Raw genomic sequence first — 20725 nt, forward strand, 5'->3', positions numbered from 1 at the left:
GTGATGAACGACAGCACGCTCAGCAAGATCCTCGCCGGACTGAGCGCTGGAGCGATCGTGCTCGGCCTCGCGTGCGCCTTCATCGCCGAAGCCATCACCGCTCTTCTCTGCGGCTCCCGACCCGAGCCGGTGAGCCCGTTCTCGGGCCTCTGGCTCGCCCTCAGCGGAGACCCTGCCGCATACACCCCACCGGCCGGCTGCGACCTTCCCGTCTGGCAGATCCGCACCGCCGACCTCATCGCACTGCTCCTGATCATCGCGCTCGTCATCGTGATCATGCAGGCGGTCTCTCGGTACCGGCAGTCGGACCGGTCGTTCGTTGCCGACCTCCGCACCCGACCCGGGTTCGCCACCTCCGCGGAGATCCGCGAGCACCTCTCCTCGAGAGCGGTCCTCCGCCGCGCCCGGCAGCTCCGCCCTGACCTTGCGCGCCCGACCGCAACCGACGTCGGCTGGAGGGTGGGCCGCTCCCGTGGATCCGACGTCTACGTGTCCATCGAGGACTCCGTCGCGCTCGAAGGCCCACCCCGATCGGGCAAGGGGTACCGGGTACTGATCTCCGCGATCCTCGACTGGACCGGCCCGCTCGTCACCACCTCGACCACGAACGACAACCTCACCGCGACGATGGCAATGCGCCAACAGCGCGGCACCGTCCACGTGTTCGACCCGCAAGGTCTCTCCGGCATCCGTCACACTCTTCGCGTCAACCCGATCGTGGGGTGCGAGGACCCTCTGGTTGCGATGCAGCGCGGTAACGCCATCATCACCGGCACCGCCCTGGGCACCTCCAACACCAACCAGGAGTGGGCGCAAGCATCCGGTGTCGTCCTGGCGCGGCTGCTGCATGCCGCGGCCGTCGGCAATCGGGCCGTCGGTGACCTTTACGAATGGGGGTCCTCACCTTCGCTGGCGCGAACCGCGGTCGAGATGCTCCGCTCCGACGGTGCCCCGGGGTGGGGAGACAGCTTGGAGTCGACGATCACCGGGGACGAGAAGCTCGCGTCCTCGATCTGGTTCGGTGTGCAGGGCGCCGTTGCCCCACTTGCCGTCCCCCAGATCCGCGACACGCTGAGCCCTCGCCCGGGCGACGCCGTCTTCCATCCCCGCGAGTTCCTCGACGACGCCAACACTCTCTACTTGATCGGGTCCGCATCCGGGGCGTCCGCCATGGGCGGATGGCTCGGCGCCGTGCTCGACGACATCGTCGAGGTCGCACGAGCGAAAGCGCTCGCCTCCACCGGGTCGAGGTTGCACAAACCCCTGGGACTGATCCTCGACGAGATCGTGAACATGTTCCGCTGGGCCAACCTCCCGCGCACCATGGCGGACGGCGGCGGCCGCGGGATCTGCACCTTCGTCGTCCTCCAAGCCCTCTCCCAAGCCGAGACCGCGTGGTCGCGCGCCGAGGCCGACACCATTTGGGCCGCCGCGACCGCGAAGGTCCTCCTCGGCGGTGCGTCTCATGTCGATCACCTGCGGGACATCGAGGCGCTGCTGGGTACCCGGAGCACGAGCCGCACGCAGCGGTCGTGGTCCACCCGCGATGCCGGGCACTCCACCAGTGAGCATCATGAACGGCTGTCGTTGATGTCGGTCGACGAGATCCGGCGGATGCCGCAGACTCTCGGGCTCCTCGCCTACCGCAATCGACGCGGTGTGCTCCTCGACCTCGCCGGTTGGGACGAACGCGCGGACGCCAAAGCCATCCGCCACGGGAAGAAGTTCATCGAAACCGAGCAGCAATCCGTGTTCCACAGCGCCTACCAGTCCCCCACGCCCAAAGGATCGGACGATCCCGCAGATGCGGTCGCTGCGGAGAGAGTGGAAGACGAATGAGCAACTGTCGCAAGATCCGCGACCGCGGCTACCGCACCGGGTACCTCCGCTCCCCCGCCTGGTTCGCCCGACGCGACCGCTGGTTCACCCGCCAGGTCCGCTCCGGCGAGGCGCTGCGCTGCCAGGCGTGCAGCATCCTCGACGCCAAAGACATGCTCGAACTGCACCACGCCGACTACACCGGCGTCCACCGCACCCCCGACGGGCATTGGGTCGCCCACGAGCCGCACGACCACCTCATCCCCCTCCACCCGTACTGCCACGACCTCCTCCATCGCCTCCTGGAACGCGACCAGGTCCTCGCCCACCACCGCACCCGCAGAGACGCCACCCACCTCGCGCTCGAGCACCTCCGACGCAAGCTCGCCCGACCCGCTGAGGAGGTGACCAACCGATGAACCCGGACGACGATCCCGAACCGGTCGACCCCGTCACCGCATGGGCGGACGTCACGGCGTCAGACCCCAAACCTGAACCGGCGCCGGCTCCCGGTCAGGTGGACCGCGATGAGTCCTCGGAACCGATCGCGGCCGACATCATCAACTGGCGATACCTGTCCAGCGGTGAGGCAGGGCAGGTATGGGCGGACCTACGGGACTGGGTCGAATGGTTCACCGTCCGGTACCACGTTCCACCCTCCATCGTCCCGAACTGCTGGTGGCAGCACGAGCAGCTCGTCGAGGAACTCACCGCCCTCTACACCGCACACGTCGTCAGCTTCGACGACGCCGACACAGGGCTCGGGCCCATCGGCTGGCACGAACGCCTCGCAATCGCCATGCCCAGACTCACCCGCGCCTACGGCGGCGGATGCTCCGAACGACACCAAACCACCAAACCTCGGACCTGGTCGAACGTGACCGACGAGAACCTATGGACCGCGTGGACCACCCAGGCCCACGCCGAACCCGCACCCCCAACCGGTGCGGCCGAGGAAAGGAAAGAAGGATGACCACCAGAATCCCCGTCACCCTCGAGGGCAACCTCACCGGCGACCCCGAACACGGCACCGGTGAATCAGGCAACGAGTACGCCCGGTTCACCGTCGCCATCAACGACCGCAAGCTCAACGAGACCACCAACCGGTGGGAAGACGCCGGCACCGTGTTCCACCGCGTCGTCGTCTTCAACCAGCAGGCACGCCACATCACCGACTCGCTCCGCAAGGGCGACAGCGTGATCGTCGCCGGCGAACTCCGCTTCGGCACCTACACCGACAAGGAAACCGGGCAGACCCGTGAGACCCGCGACGTCGTCGCGGACAACGTCGGCGCCTCGCTCAAGTTCGCCGGTATCGCTGTCGAGCGCTCCCCAAAAGCTAACGGCCCCGCCGCGGACACATCCGCTTCGGGGCCAGTAGCCATGCCGGCCTCGTACGCCGCCACAGGGATCTCTCGCTAACTGAGTACACAGGAAGCGGGGTGAGAGCCACCATACTCTCACCCCGCTTCCACGCGTTAGGACCACCGTTCAATCCACTGCAAGACTCACCGCACTAGCCCACACCCAACAGCGGAACTCCTTGTCACCGACGTGAAACACGACCCCGCACGCGACGTCATTCCATACCGCCACTTTCGCGTCGACCAGCATCGGATGTGGCCCGAACCTCACCCACGCGTGACACCGCTTGGGTTGCGGATCACGGGTAACGGGCAAGGTGTCAGCTTGTCTTTCCATCTCCGTCAACGATTGGAGGGGATACTCGTCCGCGACCCGCTGCAGGATGCGCTCGTCCATGAGGCGGTCCACCTGCTTCGCGTAGCGCCGATTCGTCCCCACAGACCCGGATCTCCCTCCTCCGGCCGATCAGCAACAGAGTACCGTCAGTCGTATTTATGTTCTGATCTGTCATCATGAGCGCGGTGGAGACGGGGCATGAAGTCACGATATGGATGGTCGACGACATCCCCGCGCGGATGGTCTTCGCCGGGCAGCGCTGGACCGTGACTGACTCGCCGACACGACTCCGCGAGTCGATCTGGTCCGCGCTCTCTCAGCACAACGGGTCGATGTACGGATGGCGGTTCCAAGCAACGAATACGGACCAGGAGTCGTTCGTGTTCGACGTGTTCCGCACCGACAGCGACTGGCACGTCCACCGCACCTACAGATGATCACGCGGCATGGCGCGGTCTCGGACAGGTGTAGGGATTCTATTGAAATGTCCTTTTCGCGGATGAAAGGTCCACGCGATATCCATCTGGACATTTCGACACGGGTAGTCGTCTGCGGGACGCGCCAGACGGGGCGTGCGCTTGTGACGCGGGGGGTGGCGCGGCGCGTGGCGCGGCGCCGCACACGTCAGAACTTGTTCTGCCGATAGGGACCGGCAAAGATGCTGCTGGCCGACGTTGGGCTGACTATCCGCCACAGGTGAATCCCGGTGCTTGGACCACGGCGTTGACTGGGTCCGCTTAAGGTCAACATCGGCATCAGATAGCTCGGCGAAATTAGGACGCCGTCGGGACCAAGCGATCTGTCCGGTTGAACCCTGAGAGTCACCGGTGAGCGACGCCAAAAGAGTCGGATCCGATTCCAACTGGACGGTGATCGCCCTGCGCTCTGACGTCGGGTGGGGTGTACTCAAACTCGACAGAGCATGCGAACCATCGCAGAGTCGTATTGCAACCAAACGGGAACATCGCCGTCGTGGCGGTGCCAGTGCCCGGCGCGGGCTAGGGCCCCCGGTGTCACGACCCGTCCGCTTGCAGTTGCTCTTCGAGATTGAACACCTGTTGGAGAACGATCGCGTTCTGGTCGGGACGTCCGTTCAGTGACAAGAAGTATCCGGTCATGCGAGCCTCCCACGCCGCCGTGCGAGGGTCTGCCTCGAGCGCCGCTTGCGAGGCTTCAACCGATTCAGTCTCGTAGTATCCGACAAGTAGGCCGTCTTCATTCAAGAAGAGTGAGTAGTTTTGCCGATTTGAGTCCACGATCGCTTGGAGCATTTCGGGCCACACTGTCGCATGGGCTTTGATGTATGAAGAAACCAGGTGGGGCTTGACCTTCAACTGAAAACACACTCGTTGCATGACATCGCCTCCTCGGGGCACCCTCGCATCGCCGGCGCGCTATATAGGCAGAGAAGCGCGCGCGACGATGGTCGGGCGGACCTCGTGGCGGACGGGTTTTGTCCGCTCGGACGGCGTCTCGTCGACGCGGCGGAGGAGAATCTCGGCGCAGAGCATCCCCTGCTCGGCGAGGTGGACTTCCACGCTCGTCAGCGTGGGGGCGACGACCTCGCACGCGTCGTTGTTGTCGAATCCGCAGATCAGCATGTCGTCTGGTAGAGCGATACCGGCTTCGCGTGCCCTGAGGATCGCGCCAATGGCGATTTGGTCGCTGCCGCAGACGACGAGATCCGGGGGATCGTCGAGCTCCATCTCCATGGCGGCTCGCCCTCCCTGAATGGAGTAAGGCACGAGGTGGACGTCGTTCTCGGTGACGGTGCGGTGAGCGGATTCGGCGGCGTCGAGAAATCCTTGGAGTCGGGTGTTCGCTCCTTCGTCTCCCCAGTCACCGCCGAAAAAGCAAACGCGACCCGGTGCGCGCGACAGTCCGATTGCCGTGAGTTCACGAGTGATCTTTCGTTGATCGGTGAACACGATGTCCCAATCTGCGTCGTGTGCGGCGCCGAGTCCTCCCACGACAAAGGGCACGCCTTGTTGTTCGAGGAGGTGTGCGGCGGCGGGCTCCGGGTCTTGGCCGAAGAAAATGACACCCGTCGGCAGTTGATCGAGCACCTTTTGAAGTAGCGCCGAGGAAAAACCTTCGTCAGGGGAGTCGATCATGTTGATCGTGAACCCTCGTTCGCGCAGATAAGTTGAGGCGCCGCGAATCGAGGTTGTCGCGCTGACGTTTCCGATGTCTTGAACGATGAAGGCGACGGTCTGGGTTGTCTTCACGCGTAGCGAGCGCGCCAACTGGTTGGGTCGGTATTGAAGGTCCTGCATGACCTGACGGACGCGCTGTTGAGTCGTCTGGGCGACGTAGCGTCGGCCAGTGAGGACATGGGAGGCTGTCGTTTCGCTGACACCGGCTCGCGCGGCGACGTCCTTCAGAGTGGGGCGCCTACTTCCCGGGTTTTCTGAGTCGTCGCCATCGGTCATGTGAGGTTCCCCGTTTGCTGGTCCTGACCTTCTCAGGTGGCGGTTTCTGTCATTTGGATCTCTTCAAGGGTCGAAGTAAGCCTGCGCGGAGCGACGTTCATTGAGCGCTCTCCGTCGGTGAGTCGTTGACCACTGGCGTCGATGATCCGGTCGGCATGGAAGTGCATAAACTTGCCCGGTGCCACCTCTAGCGTGCTGTGCTCGACAGGCAAACGCAAGGTAACGCTCGCCCCAGCGTCAGACGGCAGGGACACCTCGGTCTGGGTCAGCGGGAGTTCAATGAGGATCGGGGCCGCGCCCGAGGGCGCGGTGATGACACGGCACGAGAGTCGTTCGTCCTCTGCCGTGAACTCAATAATCCATCCGGGAAGGCTGGGATGTTCGAGGCGACCGCTGCGGGGCAGTAGGACGCGGATCCGATCGGGCGCGACCTCGAAGGACCTATCCCGAAGGTCCACTAGACCAAGCGCACCGCGCATCGTGCAGCACCACCACGCGTCGTCGGCAATCGAATAGATCTCCGGGTGCTCCGCGGTCGCGATCGCATCCAACCCGAAGCTCCCGTCTGCTCGTTGCGCGTAGGCCATGGCATTGAGCTCGATGCGGCGAAGGTTCTGGAGATGCACGGGATCGGCGTTGAGCCGCCAAAGCGTGAATTCGAGTCCGATGGAGTCGACGATGGCGCAGGGCTCGGTCCACGTCTCAGGCCGGCCGAACCAGTTGAACGGGGCCCAGTTCAGTGTGCGCGCCTCGTGGACGTATGCCTCGTAGATGCTCTGTGCGACGTCACGGGCCTCCGACGATCCGCTGAGCTCGGCAAAGCGGGCGATGTTCCGGGCCGCCGCCACTGTCGCGTGAAGCTGAGCGCGCTCTGCAACGAAGTCGATCTCTCCTGCAAGAGACACGAGAGCCAGAATCAATTGTTCGAGGTCCGCGCGACGTGTTGCCTCCCAGAGCGGCACTACGCCGTTCAGAGTGAGTAGCACGCACCACGTGTCCGTAGACAGTAGCCACCCGTTGACCTCCTGCGTGGCCGTGCCCGATGGTGCGCCGATATCGAGTGTCCGACGTTCGCGAGGGTACGCGTTGATCTTGCTCAGACCCGGCAGAAGTAGATCGTCAACGACCGCCCCTGCGGCCGGCAGTGCCCGGGGGTCTCCGGTGACGGCGCCATACTGCAGGTAGGCCGATACCACCCACCCGTGACAGGCGATCTGCTGTTCATCTATCACTTCTGAGGCTGGGGCGCCGAAGTGGCCGACTCCCGCGGTGGCGGCGATCATTGCGTCGAACAACTCGCGAATGCGCTGATGAGGAACCAGCCCGCTTCGAGCCATCCGGCTCAACGTCAGAAGCAGCCTGCCGGCAACATCACCCGGCCAGTCGCTCGCCATCGACTCAGAGATGGCGGACTCGGTGGAATAGTCCGGACGTTGCAACCGGGCAAGTGACGCGCGGATGTCGGGGTCCTTCTCCACCGCGACACGAAACGGGCTGGAGGAGGAGAAGACGACATCGGTCATGGGTCTGGGCTCTCTTCGTTGAAGGCAGAGCGTGTGCTGTTTGACACGCGGTGGGACACGAGCATACTATGCCAATCGATTGGTACTAGTGTTCAAAGTCGAGCAGGGGAGAAGTCCATGGCGGATGTAGCGACGCGACGAACCGCGTGGTTCGATGCCGCCGCGTCGGCGCCCCGACGGACATCTCGTCGTGGGCGCCCCGGTGAGGGACGACGCAAAAAATTCCGGGGCGTTACCGCGCCGTTGTGGATGGCACTGCCCGCGCTGATTGCTTACGCGTTTGTCACCTTGATTCCCAGCGGCCAGGGCGCTGTGGTCGCATTCAGCGACTGGGATGGCATTAGCTCCTCATTCGAGCTGGTAGGGCTGGCCAATTTCGAGCGGCTCTTGTCAGACCCTCGTGCGATCGGAGCATTCGGCAACACCGCTCTACTCGCAATCGTCGTGATGCTGCTGCAGAACGCCATCGGCCTCGCGCTGGCGCTGGCGCTGAACTCCGCTGTGCGAACGCGAAACTTGCTGAGGGTCTTGTTCTTCGCCCCTGTCGTTTTGACACCCCTGGTGAGCGGGTACATCTGGAGCTACATTCTTGCCCCGCAGGGAGGACTGAACTCCGCACTCCGTGCCGTTGGCCTGGGGGGGCTAACCCAAGATTGGCTCGGCGATCCCCGCTTCGCGCTGGGTTCCATCTGTGTTGCGATCATCTGGCAGTTCAGCGGCTACTCGATGGTGATCTTCTTGGCCGGATTGCAGGCAATCCCTGTGGAGCTCACCGAAGCCGCCGCAATCGACGGTGCCGGCCCTGTCCGACGTTTCGCGTCCATCACCTTTCCTCTACTCAACGGCGCGATCGTCATCAACTTGCTGCTCACTCTGATCGGCGGGCTCGGCCAGTTCGACCAGGTGATCGCAATGACCAACGGTGGCCCGGGAACAGCGACGGAGACAATCTCCACCACGATATACAAGATCGGTTTTCAATTGGGCGATTACGCATACGGGACGGCACTCGCACTGGTGATGACGATCGTCGTTGCCATCCTCGCAGCGGTTCAATACCGTCTCACGTCTCGGCAGGTGCAGTGATGATCGGCAAGTACACCTCGCGGACGCTGGCCCTCGAGATCCTGCTCTGGGTCGTCGCCGTCATTTCCTTCATCCCACTTATGGCGCTCGTCAACGTCTCCCTGAAGGCGAAAGGCAACCCGTCGGGAGCATTCGAGATCGCAGGGAATTACACGTTCGGCAACTACGCCGCAGCGTGGGAGGAAGGACGTCTCGGACCCGCACTCGGAAACAGCGCTTTCATCGCCATCGTCGCGGTAGCGATCATCCTGTTGCTCGCCTCGTTGGCGGCGTTCCCGCTTGCTCGCTTGACGAGCCGGCTTTCCCGCGGAGCGTTCTATCTGCTGATGTTGGGTCTTGTCATTCCCGGCCAGCTGGGCGTACTCCCGCTTTTCGCCAGCATCAGGGACCTCGGTCTGGTCGGCAGCCCCTGGGGCGTGATCATCATCAACGTGGGCGGGGCCATGCCGTTCGCCATCTTCATCCTGACCACGTTCCTGCGCGAGACCCCGAGGGACTTCGAGGAGGCGGCAGCACTGGACGGCGCCGGGCCGCTTCGCACCTTCTTCTCCATCATCATCCCGCTCATGCGACCCGCCCTGGGCACGGTCGCCATCCTTAACCTGATCGCCATCTGGAACAACTTCTTCATCGCGCTGCTCTTCCTCAGCGGCAGCGGACAGGAAACCGTTCCGGTGCGCATCAACGGCTTCGTTCGCGAATACTCCGCGGACTGGCCCCTTGTCTTTGCTGCCCTCGTGATCTCCTCGGTACCGATCCTGCTCGGCTACTTCGCCCTGCAGCGTCACATCATCCAAGGATTCGCTGGGGGAGTGAAGGGCTGAACACAGTCCCGTACCCGCAATCACCCACCCTCCGAAAGGAAACTCATGAAGCACCACTCGAGGCACATCGTCGTGGCCACGATGCTCGCCGCCGGCATGACTGTCACGCTGGCAGCGTGTTCCACCGACACAGCTGAACCAGCCGCAAGCGGCGATCAGGTCATCACACTCGGTACTGACGACACCGTCCGTATCCAGCCCGTCATCGATGCGTTCGAAGAGGCCAATCCTGGTGTGAAGATTGAAGTGCAATCTGGTGGGAACTCGTACCAGGAGTTCCTGCGCACCCGCCTCGCATCCAACACCGCACCCGACGTGCTGCGCACCTTCCCCGGCGCGGGTAACGTCGCCGGGGTGTTGAGCCTGGATGCGGCGGACGCCCTCGTCGACCTCGCCGCGCAGCCGTGGACGAGCGAGCTCACGCCGCAGCAGCTGAATCTGTTCGGAACCGAAGACGGCCGCATCTTGTCCGTCCCGGTCGGCGCGCTGGCCCTCGGCCCCGTCTACAACGACCAGACACTTGAAGGGCTCGGGAGCCCCATCCCGCAGACCTACTCTGAAGTGCTGGCGCTCTGCGACAGTGCAAAGGAAGCGGGCAAGGTCGCCTACGCGCTCTTCCAGAAGGGTGGCGGCGTCGTCCCCACCTACGCGATGGTTGCCCCCTTGGTCTACGGGCCTGACCCCCAGTTCACCGCGCAGCAGCTCGATGGAGGTGTCAGCTTCTCGGATTCCGGCTGGGTGGATGCCTACACGATCCAGCAGGAGATGCTCGCACGCGGCTGCTTCCAGGAAGGCCCGAACGGTACCGACTACAACGCCGCAGCCGCCCTCGTGGCCAGCGGAGACGCCGTGGCAACCTTCGCGTTCTCGGACACCACTGGGTTGGAGGACATTTCCCCCGAAGGCACCACGTACACCATCGCACCGTTCCCGACTAGCGAGGACCCCGACAGCCGCTATCTTGCTGTCGCGGACTCCAACGGCTTTGGCGTCAACGCCAATGCTAAAAACAAGGACCTGGCGATGAAGTTCGTCGAGTTCATCGGGACCCCTGAGGCTCAGATTCTGTTTGCCAACGCGGCAAAGGGCGCACCCGCGCTGCCCACGGATGAGTTCACGCCGGAAGGTGTCAACCAGCAGGTCATCGCGGAGTACCAGCTTGCAGGAAGGACGGCAGCATGGCCCGACCAGGAATGGCCCGGAGCCGAGGTCGTGCAGAGCATCGACCAGGCCGTTCAGTCCCTCTTCAACGGCGGCGATACCCCCGAAACTGCTACCGAGAAGATGGACGCAGCATTCGAAGCCGCCCTCCAGGCGGCACAGTAGTCCGCATCGGGCGGCTTGACCGGAGTCGACTCGTTCTCGGATAGTTCGCCTCCCGCCGGGAGGAAGCCCCCCCGCTTCCTCCCGGCATCTCTCTGCAATAACAAGAAGGAATGCAGTGCCTGTTGAACTCAAAGACGTCCGCCTTGACGGCCGGACCCCGCCAACGGTGACAAGCCGCGACACCGCACGGATCACGTGGACGGTCAATCAGAGTGATGCGCCGGTCCTGGGCGCGCTCGTCCTGCAGGGAGCGTCAACACGGCAGAGACTTGAGGATGGCGAGCTAGATGTATGGAACATCCCCGGCATCGACGCGGGCGCGTGCGCTGTCACGGTGGCCAACGCCTCATCTCGGCGCGTGCACTGGCGTCTCGCGTATGTCGATGCCGAGGGTGAGCACTTCACGGAGGTGCACGTCGCCCGTCGGCACAGTCCGTGGGCACCGGCATGGATCACGCACCCGGACTGGTCGGAACGGGAAGCCGCGGACACCGGCGCACGCGCGTTCCTAACGCAGATCGAATTCGATCCCGCCCACGACGAGGCCGTAGAGCTGGATATCGCAACGCCCGGAGTCGCATGGGCGAGCATCAACGGGCTGCCCCTACCTCAACGGCTGGCGCCGGGATACGCACAATACAAATCAGAAATCCCCGCCGTCTCGATCGACCTCACTCCCTACCTCCGGGTGGGGGAAAACCAGATCGCCATAGAACTGGCCCCTGGCATGAGCTGGATTACCCAGAGCGTAGACCGGTACTCGAAGCTCACCAACCACTCAGCGTTGCTTCGACTCGCCACGCGCATCCACCACCACCAGCTCGACGGACTCAGCCAGGTACACACCCCGATTTGGACAACCGGTCGCACCTCGGCGACGGCAACTCACTGGTACGGCGGCGAAGATCACGACCTGACCATTGCACCGAAGGCCGTCCAGATGGTCGCCGCCGTGCAGGTCGAAGACACACGTCCCATCTGGTGGCCAGAGCACCCTCCCGCTGAAGTCACCGAAACGCTGAATCCGTTGAGCGTCACACGTACGGACAATGGCTCCGAATTGATCGACTTCGGGACCAATATCGCGGGCACTCCGCGACTGCGAACGAGCACAGCACAGCAACTCGTCATCCGACCCGGCGAACTGCTTTCCGACTCCGGCCACGTCACCCAATGGAGCACCGGATCTCCGATCTTTCACCGCCTCACGACGCCCGACGAAACCACGAACTGGACACCAAAGTTCTCCTACAACGGATTCCGTTACATCGAAGTGGAAGGTGCCCCTGCCGGCAGCTGCACATGGACTGCAGAAGTGGTGCGAGTCGCCAACAAGAGGGTGGGACTCTTCCGTTCGTCCGACCCGTTCCTTGATCGGCTGCATCAGCTGGTCGACCGGGCCGTTCAAGGCAACATGCACAGCGTCTTCACTGACTGTCCACACCGCGAAAAGCTCGGCTGGCTGGAACAGTTGCATCTTTGCTTCGGCGCCCTCGCCAGGAACTACGACGTCGAAGCGCATCTGCGTGACAGCCTCCACCACATCAGAGCTGCGCAACTGGAGTCGGGAGCTATACCGAACATCGCTCCCGAGTTCATCGACTTCACAGGGCTCCCGTTCCGCGGCGATCACAACGCGTTCCGAGAAGATCCGAATTGGGGAGGAGCACTCGTACGAACAACTTGGAGCCACTACCGCTGTTATGGAGACCCACGCGTGCTCGAGGAGAACCTCGGCGCGATCGAAAGCTACCTCGCTTACCTCGCCACTCGCGCTTCCGAAGGCCTACTGAATTTCGGACTCGGAGACTGGGTGGGCCTCGAACACGACACGTCGCGGGCGCTGGTCGCTTCCTGGGGGTACGCGCGCATCCTCGAGGATGCAGCGAGCATCTACGCAAGCGTCGGCAAACACTCTTTAGCCGCCGACCTGCGAGCACAACGAACCCAGACGATCGGCAAGCTGATCGCCGCGCACCCTTTGGGCCGGCACTCCACACAAGCGGAGATCGCGCTCTTCGCGGACCTGCACACCAGCCCGTCAAGCGCGCTTCTGGATGCGCTCCAGGCCCGCATCGCCACCGATGGCCGCCTCACCGTAGGAGAGATCGCGTTGCCCGCATTGATCCGACTCTTCGCGGCACACCACGCCGACGACACTCTCTACTCACTGATCTCGCGCCGCGACAGCCCTGGCTACGGCTTCCAAATCGCCTCCGGCGCGACCGCGCTCACCGAGACCTGGACGATGGCTGGTGGTGACGAAGGGGAAGGCTCCCAGAATCACTTCATGCTCGGCATGATCGACGACTGGCTGCATGAGCGCGTCGGCGGCCTCCGCCAAGAATCGGACGACATCGGTTGGAAAAAGGTCGTGATCGAACCCCGCATGCTCACCGGAGTGCGGAGCGCGCAAACCAGCTATCGATCCGCCCAAGGACACTACGCAGTCCACTGGGACCTCGACGAGGGTATTCTGCGCATCGGCATTCCTGTGGGTGCGAGCGCACGGCTCCAGTTACCCAGTGCGTGGGCTGCCCCATCACGCCTAGGCCCGGGCCACCACGTCTTCCATCGCGCACCTTAAAAGGAAAGCTGGCGCCATTCGCCTTTTCTGCCGCCCACGCTGACAGAAACCCTAGCGATCATCGGCATCAGCCGGTACCATTGGCAGTGGATGCCAATCGATTGGTATCGCTCAAGGAGGAGCAGTGAAGCGAATAGTCGGAGCTTTTGCCGTGGCCATTGTCGCGGCGGCGGGTCTCGTCGCAGTCGGTCCCAGCGCATCCCAAGCGGACGCACCACGCGACGTAGGAATCTGGTACGCCACGTGGTACTCGAAGGTGACAGCCCCACCTCTCACGTGGCGAACAGGGTTCGGCGGGTCGTCAACGAATCAGTTCGCCGCAGATGTCAGCGGCGATGGCAAAGCCGACGCGATCACTTTCACTGCTGGTACTTGGGACGTAGCCACTTCGTCGGGAACAGCGTTCAACACGCCCAGCGCCTGGAGAACAGGACACGGATCAGGTTCGACAACCCAGCTTGTCGCGGACGTCAATGGCGACAACCGGGCCGACGCGATCGCATTCTTCACGACTGACGTCAGCGGCGACGGCCTGGCCGGCGACTGGTACGTCGCACTGTCGAATGGATCATCCTTCAACAACTACAGCCTTTGGAAGTCCGGCCTAGGGGGCGGTGCGACTCGGGTGCTCCTTGCAGACATCACTGGAGACGGAAAGAGTGATGCGCTCGGGGTGTACGGATCCACGGGCCAATGGGTCGCATCCACGTCCAGCGGATCGGCGTTCGGTTCTGTCAGCACCTGGGCCACCGGCCTCGGGACGTCCGCGACAGACTACTTCGCGGCTGACGTCAATAAGGACGGACGTGCAGACGCAGCCGCCTACAACGGCGGGACATGGACTCGGTCACTCTCAACTGGCACCGCCTTCGGTACAAGCGCGACCCTGACCAGCGGCCATGGGGTGGGATCGGCATTCCGCTTCCTCGCGGACGGAAACGGGGACGGCTTCGCCGAACCCTACGCCTTCTTCAACTCCGACCTTGCTCTCCCGACGGCAGACGGACAACCCGGCGACCTCGTAGCTCGTGAATACGACCGCGCCAGCAAAGCCATAGACGGCGGCAACTCTCTCATCAACAGCGGATTCGGGAACAACGCTGGGCGTATCATGATGGCACCCGCAAGCGGGGACGCGTACGGATGGCGCGACCTCATCGCGTTCTACCCCGGCACGTCTGGCGGCACCTGGCAGGTCCAGCGCTACCGCGCCGCGGACTCCGTGAGTCTGAACACGTGGCAGGGCTTCGCTGGGAAGCCGGCAATCAAGTACCTCCCGTACACACTGGGCTCTTATCAGCAGTACGACAGCGGCAACAATGCCGTTATCGACGAGCACATCGCGACCATCGCTGGCGCGCAGATCGACTGGCTCCTCCTCGACGAGACCAATGGCCTAAACAATGTCAGCGGCGCCATCATCAACCGCGCCGCTCGCGTCGCCAACCGTCTCTCCGTCTGGAACGCTAACGCTGCCAACCGCGACCTCAAGTACGCTTTCGCCATCGGGGGCGTGCAATGGACAAATGACCCCGTGACAATCGAAAACGAGGCTCGTCAGACATGGGAAGAGTTCGCGAACAATTCCACTTACGGAGACGATTACTACCAGGTCGGCGGAAAGCCTCTGCTGGTCGTCTACACCAATAAGTCCAACCAAGCAGCCTGGCAGTCGTATGCAGGCGACAAGAGCGCCACGAATCACTTCACAGTCAGGTTTGCATCTAGCGATCCGAACGCCACGGCGGGAGAGTACGGGTGGCAGCTTCCTTCCACCGGAACCGTCGATAACGCCAACGTCATGGTTGCCATGCCGGGTTGGAACAACCACATCTCTGGCTACACCCCGGTACTCCGGGACAAGGGCACCTACTACACCACGAAGGTCTGGGATGTAATTCTGAACCGAAGCCCGTTGCCAAACTCTGTCGTCATCAACTCGTTCAATGAGTTCGCCGAGGACACTGGTATGCAGGTATCCGACACGTCGCAACTAGCGTCAACGTCAGAGAAGTGGTTCAACGCGTCCAACGTACTTCAGCCCGACTTGTACTGGGACCTCACGGTCGACTACATCCAGCAGTACAAGTCAGCGCCCTAGCTGAATTCGTTCCGGGCCTGAAGAGTGCAGTGTGTTCGCATTCTTCAGGCCCGGAACTACCGTTGCGCCCCCCTTCACTCCATCCGTCTTGGCAAACCCGCAGGACCCCAGTTGATTTGTTGCCGAGCAGCACTCTCGCCGCTTGCGGCGTTCCGGACAGAAATAGCGGCTTTGGATGACGATCGAGACTCGCTGGCGGCTGTCCGTCGCCGTTTACTGACTACCGCGTTCACGGATCTCATCATCGACGATCTGATGCACTGACCAGCAGGGCGGCACGCGCAGCTATCGAGCGGTCGACCCGCCTAAACCGAGTTGACATAAGGCTCACTATCGGTGAGACCAGTGTCTGAACGCATCGCGCTACTGACCGATAATGCATGTCGCAGACGAAACCCCTCAGCGCGGACATTTCTAGCGGCGAATCAGGGTGCTCGTTTGGTCGCGGCGGACATCTTTGAGCGTTCCCTACAACAGGCAGGGATGCCCTGACAGTCAGTGCGGCGAGTTCACAGGCGTTGGCAATGGAGCATCGGAGCTCTGCTCGACCCATGCCGATCGGTTATTGGCGGCGATCCGAACGCTACCGTCCATCTTTCTTAGTGACGTGCCACTCGATCGAGGAAGCGGGCCACACGGGGATCATGTCGACCATCGTGTGCTCGGGGTGTGGTTAGCGGGTGCCGCTGAGTGAGCCGGCCGGGGCCGTGGTCTGTGTGGTGGTGAGCGGGTAGGTCGGTCGGGTGCGGGCGAGTTCGGCGCGGGCGGCGCGGATCGAGTCTTCCACGGTCACTTCGGTGGCGCCCCGGAGCATGCTTCGTGCAACGTTCTCCACGGCGTGGTGATGGTCGTGCGCGATCGTGATCGCGACATTGTATGTGCGGCCGCGCGTGAGCCCGACGTAGAGGCCGGCGGCGTCGACGTCGGGTCCCACGATGGAGGCGTCGGTCGTCTCGCCCTGGATGCCGTGGACGGTGGACGCGTAGGCGAGGTGCACATGCTCCTCGGCGTATGCACGCGATACGCGTCGCAGATCCGCCGCGTCGGTCGGGCTGATCAGGTCGATGTAGTCGTCGGTGATGCGGCGAATGATCCAGGACGCACGGTTCTCGACACCCGCGGCGCGGTCGTTGCGTCTCGTCTGCACGAGGTCGCCGACAAGCAGACGTTGCTCCCCTCGCCCGATCGCGACGTGGCGGTCATCGAGATCGCCGCGCTCGATACGGGACTGCTGGATGGCTTCGTTGATCGCGTCGGCATCCGCATTGTTGCCAGTCACCAATGCCACGCGATCACCGCGTGTCGCATGAGTAAAGTAGGCGTCGACCATCGCCGTCAGCGCCGCCTCCCGTGACGCCACCGTCTGAACGTGGCCCGCCCGGTCGAGGTCGGCAGCGACCTGCAGTGCGACCTCCCTGGAGCCGGGGTTGCGCAGTCGGAGACTCAGCATGGCGTAGTCGGGGTCGTGGAAACGGTGCACGGATTGAAGTTCGACCGTGGTGGTTGCACGTCGTGTGGCAGCGGCCATGGCTCCCGCGTGGCCGACGGGGAGCGCTTGGCACGGGTCACCGACGAACGCGAGGCGGGCGCCGGTCTCGACCGCGATCTGGGCAAGCGCCGCGGCAGTGTAAAGGTCGACCATGCCGGCTTCGTCGACCACGACCCGATCCCTCCGCCCGATCGCAAAGCGGGTCGAACCCGAGTAGGGGATCCCCGTCGCGTCATCGATGTCGCCCGGTGCGAGCCGCGTCCACACCTGCGCACCGGACGCGTCACGACTCCAACGGAAGCCGTGGTCCAGAAGCAGGGAGTGAATGCTCGACGCGGTCGCTCCGATCTCCCGCGCGGCGACCGTCGCCGCCTTCTTGGTCGGCGCGACAACCACCATCCGTCCGCCGCGATGAGTGACGGCGGCGTGCGCCACACGGAGCATGGTCGTCTTCCCGGCGCCGGCGGGTCCGGTGACGGTGACCAGGCGATCGTCGCCGGCGATCGCCTGAGCCGCAGTCAGCTGCGCCTCGTCGAGCGCCGCCGTCCCCAGCACCCGAGCTGCGAGGCGTCGGATCACATCGCGCGGCACCGCGCGGCCGGGGGTGGCAAGCGCATCGAGCAGGCCTGCGAGCCTGATCTTCAAACGGACCGTGTCCGAGGACATCAGGCACTTCACGTGACCAGGCTCACCCGTGCCCTCGAGAAGCTTCACGGTCCTGCGGACCGCGGCCGCCGTCACCTCTCCGATGAGCCCCTCGAGCTCGTCTCGACGGGCGACGACTCCGGAGCGGGAGATCGCCCTGACTGCGCCCGCGCGGACATCGAAACGGCCGAACCGCCCACCCGTTCCCGTCGACCGCTCGTCGGCATCCACGATCGCCATCTCCGCCAACAACCCGCGGTCCAGATCCTCGATCAACCTCGACTGCACCACCGCCGGGCCAGCGCGGCGCGCCAGGGCAGGATCGATGTCCGCGAGCTCGTTCCGCACCACCTCCTCCCATTTCGTCTCATCCACGACGCCTGGCTTGTTCGCTCGAGAGGTCGCCCAGGCCCGACGATCAACCTGGCGGAGGACGTCGTAGCTCGGCTCCTCACCGGGATGCGCATCCCGCCACCCCGCGACCAGCCGAGCACGATTCACCTCGATCTGATTCGAGCGCCGCGACAGTGGACGAACAGCATGCGCGAGCTGCGCGATCTCCCCATCCGCATCGACGGTGTACCCATGTTTCGCGAGCACCGCGACCCACTCCGGGTCCGTCCTCGCAGCCAGGTCACCTTCCGCGTTGATGAGCGTGTGCAGCTTCATCGCAACCCTCGAGTCCACATTCGACCAACGCCCGTCCCGACCGAGGACCTTGACGTTCAGCCAGAGGTGGCGATGGATGTGAGGATCCAGGGCACGCGAGCGGCGATGCTGCAGCTCGACAACTTCGATCTGCGTGATCTCCTCCTGGATCAGCCCGCCATGCCCGCGACGTGCGTTCAACTCGGCCTGCCACGTGCGGACGATCCGATCCCGCAAACGATCCTGCAGGCGCTCGAACTCCGCGCCGATCTCGGGATGCAGAAGCGCCGCGATACTGAACGTCTTCGACGCGTTCACCGTCCCATCCAGGACGAGATCCGCGTTGGCCGCGGCATGCCGCAGACCGCGCTCCTCACCAGTTAGCGGGTCACGGCCATCCACCCAGGCCCGCAGCTGCTCCGGATCCAGCGAGTCCTGCGCGATGCCGTCGTCGGTCACGGTGAACCGCGAGATCGTCGCCGCGTTCGCATAGCTTTCGAGCGCTGCGACGCCTGTCGACTTGTTGAAGTGCGAGTCGCAGGTCCCCTCGAACGCGTAGCGGACCGCCTGCCGTAGGCCACCCGAACCCGCGCCCCGCTTCCACCTCTCCAGACCGCCTCGCATGACCTCAAGGGTACGCCGTCGATGCGTATCTGTGAAGCAATTACACATTGGTGCCTGCGTGCATTGCCTGTTCCGTTCATTGCTCGACTGGCGTCGATCGTGATGAGGCTGCTTCGGCCGCGTTGAGTCAGGAGGATCGCTTGGCTGGCAAGTGCGATATCAAGGGTGACGAGAACGCGAACTTCCGCTTTCGACCCAAGGCCTGTAACGGCGAGATGATCGCCTCGTCCAAGGCTTACAACTCGAAGGCGACCGCGCCGAACGGCATCGAGCCCAGTGAGGGCATACGCTCAATTTCGACACCCGACGCGACCCATAGGCCTTGAGCGATTACGGATCCGCGGCCGACGAGGTGGCTTTGGTTTGTGGCGCCTTAGCGGGCGTTACCTGCGGACCGGCTATCGGAGCACCGCCTCCTCGTCCGAAACGATGATGCGGACAACGGTCTGATCTCGCGCCAACCGACCGAGATCCGCGCAGAGACCGAGACCAAACTATGCCCTAGGGACTGCCGTCGAGCGCGGCGCAGCCGAGAGTGCGCCGCGCTCGAACTACCGCTGAGCCGAGGTTCTGGCAAGATGAGAATCCTCTCATCAATGTTGGGTTGGTGAATCCATGGTCTCGAGGGCGACCTAACCGCTGCCGTCAAAGTCGGCCCTTCGTCGCGGAAAGAATAGGAACCACATGTCTGACGCCACAACTCCCCCGGCACCCGCCGGCTGGTATCCCGACCGAATCACCGGTCAGGAGCGCTACTGGGACGGCACGACCTGGACTGTACACGCGCGCCCAGTTGCGCCCCTCGCCGACACCGGCGCCGCGATAGTCTCGCCAGTGGCCACCGCGGTGGCAGAGCCCTCCGCCGAGCCGGCACCGAAGATGTCCCGCAACATCCTCGGCATCGTAGCCCTGGCGGTCTCCGCGGTCGGGTTCATCTTCGCTTGCATCCCGGGCGCGCTCATCGTCGGTTGGGTACTGCTGCCAATCGGGTTCGTCCTGGGTATCGTCGCCCTGGTCCAAAAGGGTAAGCCGAAGTGGCTGGGGCTGACGGCGATCATCGTGTCGATCATCGGCACCATCGTCGGAGTCGTGGTGTTCTTCTCGCTGGCCGCAGGCGCCGTATCGGACGCGCTCAACGACGCCGTCCTCGAAGACGTTGGTACGTCGGAGGTGGCCGACGACGATTCGGCCCAGGATGAGCCCGCTACCGCCGGCCCCGTCGATCTAGTGCTCGGCGAGCAGGCCTGGGGAATGGATTCGAATGGCTACGGGTGGTACGCCGTCGAGGTCACGAATCCGAATGAGGACTACGTGTTCACGTCACTGGCATCCATCGAGGTAGAGGCTTACGACGCCGCCGGCGTGCTGTTGGACACGGACTCGACCTACGGCACGATCCTGCAAGGCACCTCGATGTATGTTGGCCGGTTCCTACAGATCGGCGCCGGGGCCATCGACCACATTGAGGTGCGTGGCCCGCAAGCCTCCGCCGCGACGAGCTCGCCGCTGAACGAGACCGGGTCCTTCACGATGGGGCAGATCACGTCGGCGCAGGAGTACGACTGGGTGACCACCACAGGCACGGTGACGTCGAACTTCTCCGAGGATCAGGAAATGGTCCGCATCGACCTGGTGGCGCGTGACGCGGCCGGCACGATCATCGGTGTGGACTTCACGTACACCGACCGTGTACCCGCAGGCGGTACTGCTGCCTGGAACTCGTCGCTGTGGGAGATTCCGATCGATTCGACGATCACTGCGTTCCCGCACCTCTGATCCACCACGCGGGGGTGACGTGTTCCGTGCATCACGGGACACGTGACTATGTCAACTTGAATTGGCCCAGGGGTGTCGCTCTGATCTGGCCCAGGGCGTTGTCTCCTGGTCAGTATCCTGAGGTCGCGGCTTTCGCTCGGCGTGA

General features: G+C 63.7%; 17 protein-coding genes. 12 read left to right on the forward strand and 5 right to left on the reverse strand.

All coding sequences use genetic code 11. The features are described 5' to 3' along the window. Positions 1-3: 3 nt before the first annotated feature. The 4 genes from ACTIFV_RS16080 to ACTIFV_RS16095 are packed head-to-tail and all read left to right on the forward strand — an operon-like array spanning position 4 to position 3240. On the forward strand, positions 4-1839 hold the full coding sequence (locus ACTIFV_RS16080; RefSeq protein ID WP_439593807.1) for a type IV secretory system conjugative DNA transfer family protein: 1836 nt from the start codon (positions 4-6) through the stop codon (positions 1837-1839). Then, complete coding sequence (locus ACTIFV_RS16085) at positions 1836-2237, forward strand: hypothetical protein (RefSeq protein ID WP_439593808.1); 402 nt, start codon at positions 1836-1838, stop codon at positions 2235-2237. The genes ACTIFV_RS16080 and ACTIFV_RS16085 overlap by 4 nt, the downstream gene beginning before the upstream one ends. Then, the gene (locus ACTIFV_RS16090) at positions 2234-2791 is read left to right on the forward strand and encodes a hypothetical protein (protein WP_439593809.1); all 558 of its coding nucleotides are present in this window, start codon (positions 2234-2236) and stop codon (positions 2789-2791) included. The genes ACTIFV_RS16085 and ACTIFV_RS16090 overlap by 4 nt, the downstream gene beginning before the upstream one ends. Next, complete coding sequence (locus ACTIFV_RS16095; RefSeq protein WP_439593810.1) at positions 2788-3240, forward strand: single-stranded DNA-binding protein; 453 nt, start codon at positions 2788-2790, stop codon at positions 3238-3240. Before ACTIFV_RS16090 ends, ACTIFV_RS16095 begins: the two co-directional genes overlap by 4 nt. Positions 3241-3309: 69 nt before the next feature. Here ACTIFV_RS16095 and ACTIFV_RS16100 read toward each other — a convergent pair whose 3' ends face one another. Next, entirely contained in the window at positions 3310-3579 is a 270-nt protein-coding gene (locus ACTIFV_RS16100) for a hypothetical protein (RefSeq protein WP_439593811.1), read from the reverse strand. 155 nt (positions 3580-3734) lie between these two features. Between ACTIFV_RS16100 and ACTIFV_RS16105 the strand changes: the two genes are divergently transcribed. Further along, on the forward strand, positions 3735-3956 hold the full coding sequence (locus tag ACTIFV_RS16105; RefSeq protein WP_439593812.1) for a hypothetical protein: 222 nt from the start codon (positions 3735-3737) through the stop codon (positions 3954-3956). A 576-nt stretch (positions 3957-4532) separates the two neighbouring features. Here ACTIFV_RS16105 and ACTIFV_RS16110 read toward each other — a convergent pair. The 3 genes from ACTIFV_RS16110 to ACTIFV_RS16120 are packed head-to-tail and all read right to left on the reverse strand — an operon-like array spanning position 4533 to position 7474. After that, positions 4533-4874, reverse strand: coding sequence for an L-rhamnose mutarotase (locus ACTIFV_RS16110; protein ID WP_439593813.1), 342 nt, complete (start codon positions 4872-4874; stop codon positions 4533-4535). A 39-nt stretch (positions 4875-4913) separates the two neighbouring features. Further along, positions 4914-5951: a LacI family DNA-binding transcriptional regulator gene (locus ACTIFV_RS16115; RefSeq protein ID WP_439593814.1), complete on the reverse strand. Its 1038-nt coding sequence runs from the start codon at positions 5949-5951 to the stop codon at positions 4914-4916. A 32-nt stretch (positions 5952-5983) separates the two neighbouring features. Then, a complete protein-coding gene (locus ACTIFV_RS16120) occupies positions 5984-7474 on the reverse strand; it encodes a hypothetical protein (protein ID WP_439593815.1) in 1491 nt (496 codons plus the stop codon). 249 nt (positions 7475-7723) lie between these two features. Here ACTIFV_RS16120 and ACTIFV_RS16125 point away from each other — a divergent pair, with 249 nt between their 5' ends. From ACTIFV_RS16125 to ACTIFV_RS16145, 5 genes are all read left to right on the forward strand, one after another. Beyond that, entirely contained in the window at positions 7724-8560 is an 837-nt protein-coding gene (locus ACTIFV_RS16125; protein ID WP_439593816.1) for a carbohydrate ABC transporter permease, read from the forward strand. Further along, positions 8560-9384 carry a carbohydrate ABC transporter permease gene (locus ACTIFV_RS16130; protein ID WP_439593817.1) on the forward strand — a complete coding sequence of 275 codons (825 nt, stop codon included), beginning with the start codon at positions 8560-8562 and terminating at the stop codon, positions 9382-9384. The genes ACTIFV_RS16125 and ACTIFV_RS16130 overlap by 1 nt, the downstream gene beginning before the upstream one ends. Before the next feature lie 81 nt (positions 9385-9465). Then, positions 9466-10710, forward strand: a complete 1245-nt coding sequence (locus ACTIFV_RS16135; RefSeq protein ID WP_439593830.1) for an ABC transporter substrate-binding protein — start codon at positions 9466-9468, stop codon at positions 10708-10710. Between the two features lie 115 nt (positions 10711-10825). Continuing rightward, positions 10826-13297, forward strand: a complete 2472-nt coding sequence (locus ACTIFV_RS16140) for a family 78 glycoside hydrolase catalytic domain (RefSeq protein ID WP_439593818.1) — start codon at positions 10826-10828, stop codon at positions 13295-13297. Positions 13298-13421: 124 nt separating this feature from the next. Then, positions 13422-15398 (forward strand): hypothetical protein, encoded by a 1977-nt coding sequence (locus tag ACTIFV_RS16145; RefSeq protein ID WP_439593819.1) that lies wholly within the window; start codon positions 13422-13424, stop codon positions 15396-15398. A gap of 673 nt (positions 15399-16071) precedes the next feature. Here ACTIFV_RS16145 and ACTIFV_RS16150 read toward each other — a convergent pair. Then, complete coding sequence (locus ACTIFV_RS16150) at positions 16072-18804, reverse strand: AAA family ATPase (RefSeq protein WP_439593820.1); 2733 nt, start codon at positions 18802-18804, stop codon at positions 16072-16074. A gap of 50 nt (positions 18805-18854) precedes the next feature. Here ACTIFV_RS16150 and ACTIFV_RS16155 point away from each other — a divergent pair, with 50 nt between their 5' ends. Next, entirely contained in the window at positions 18855-19130 is a 276-nt protein-coding gene (locus ACTIFV_RS16155; protein WP_439593821.1) for a YegP family protein, read from the forward strand. A 358-nt stretch (positions 19131-19488) separates the two neighbouring features. Then, a complete protein-coding gene (locus ACTIFV_RS16160; RefSeq protein ID WP_439593822.1) occupies positions 19489-20580 on the forward strand; it encodes a DUF2510 domain-containing protein in 1092 nt (363 codons plus the stop codon). Positions 20581-20725 lie beyond the last annotated feature (145 nt).

It is taken from the genome of Microbacterium sp., assembly GCF_051860965.1.
In the GTDB taxonomy this organism is placed as follows: Bacteria; Actinomycetota; Actinomycetes; order Actinomycetales; family Microbacteriaceae; genus Microbacterium.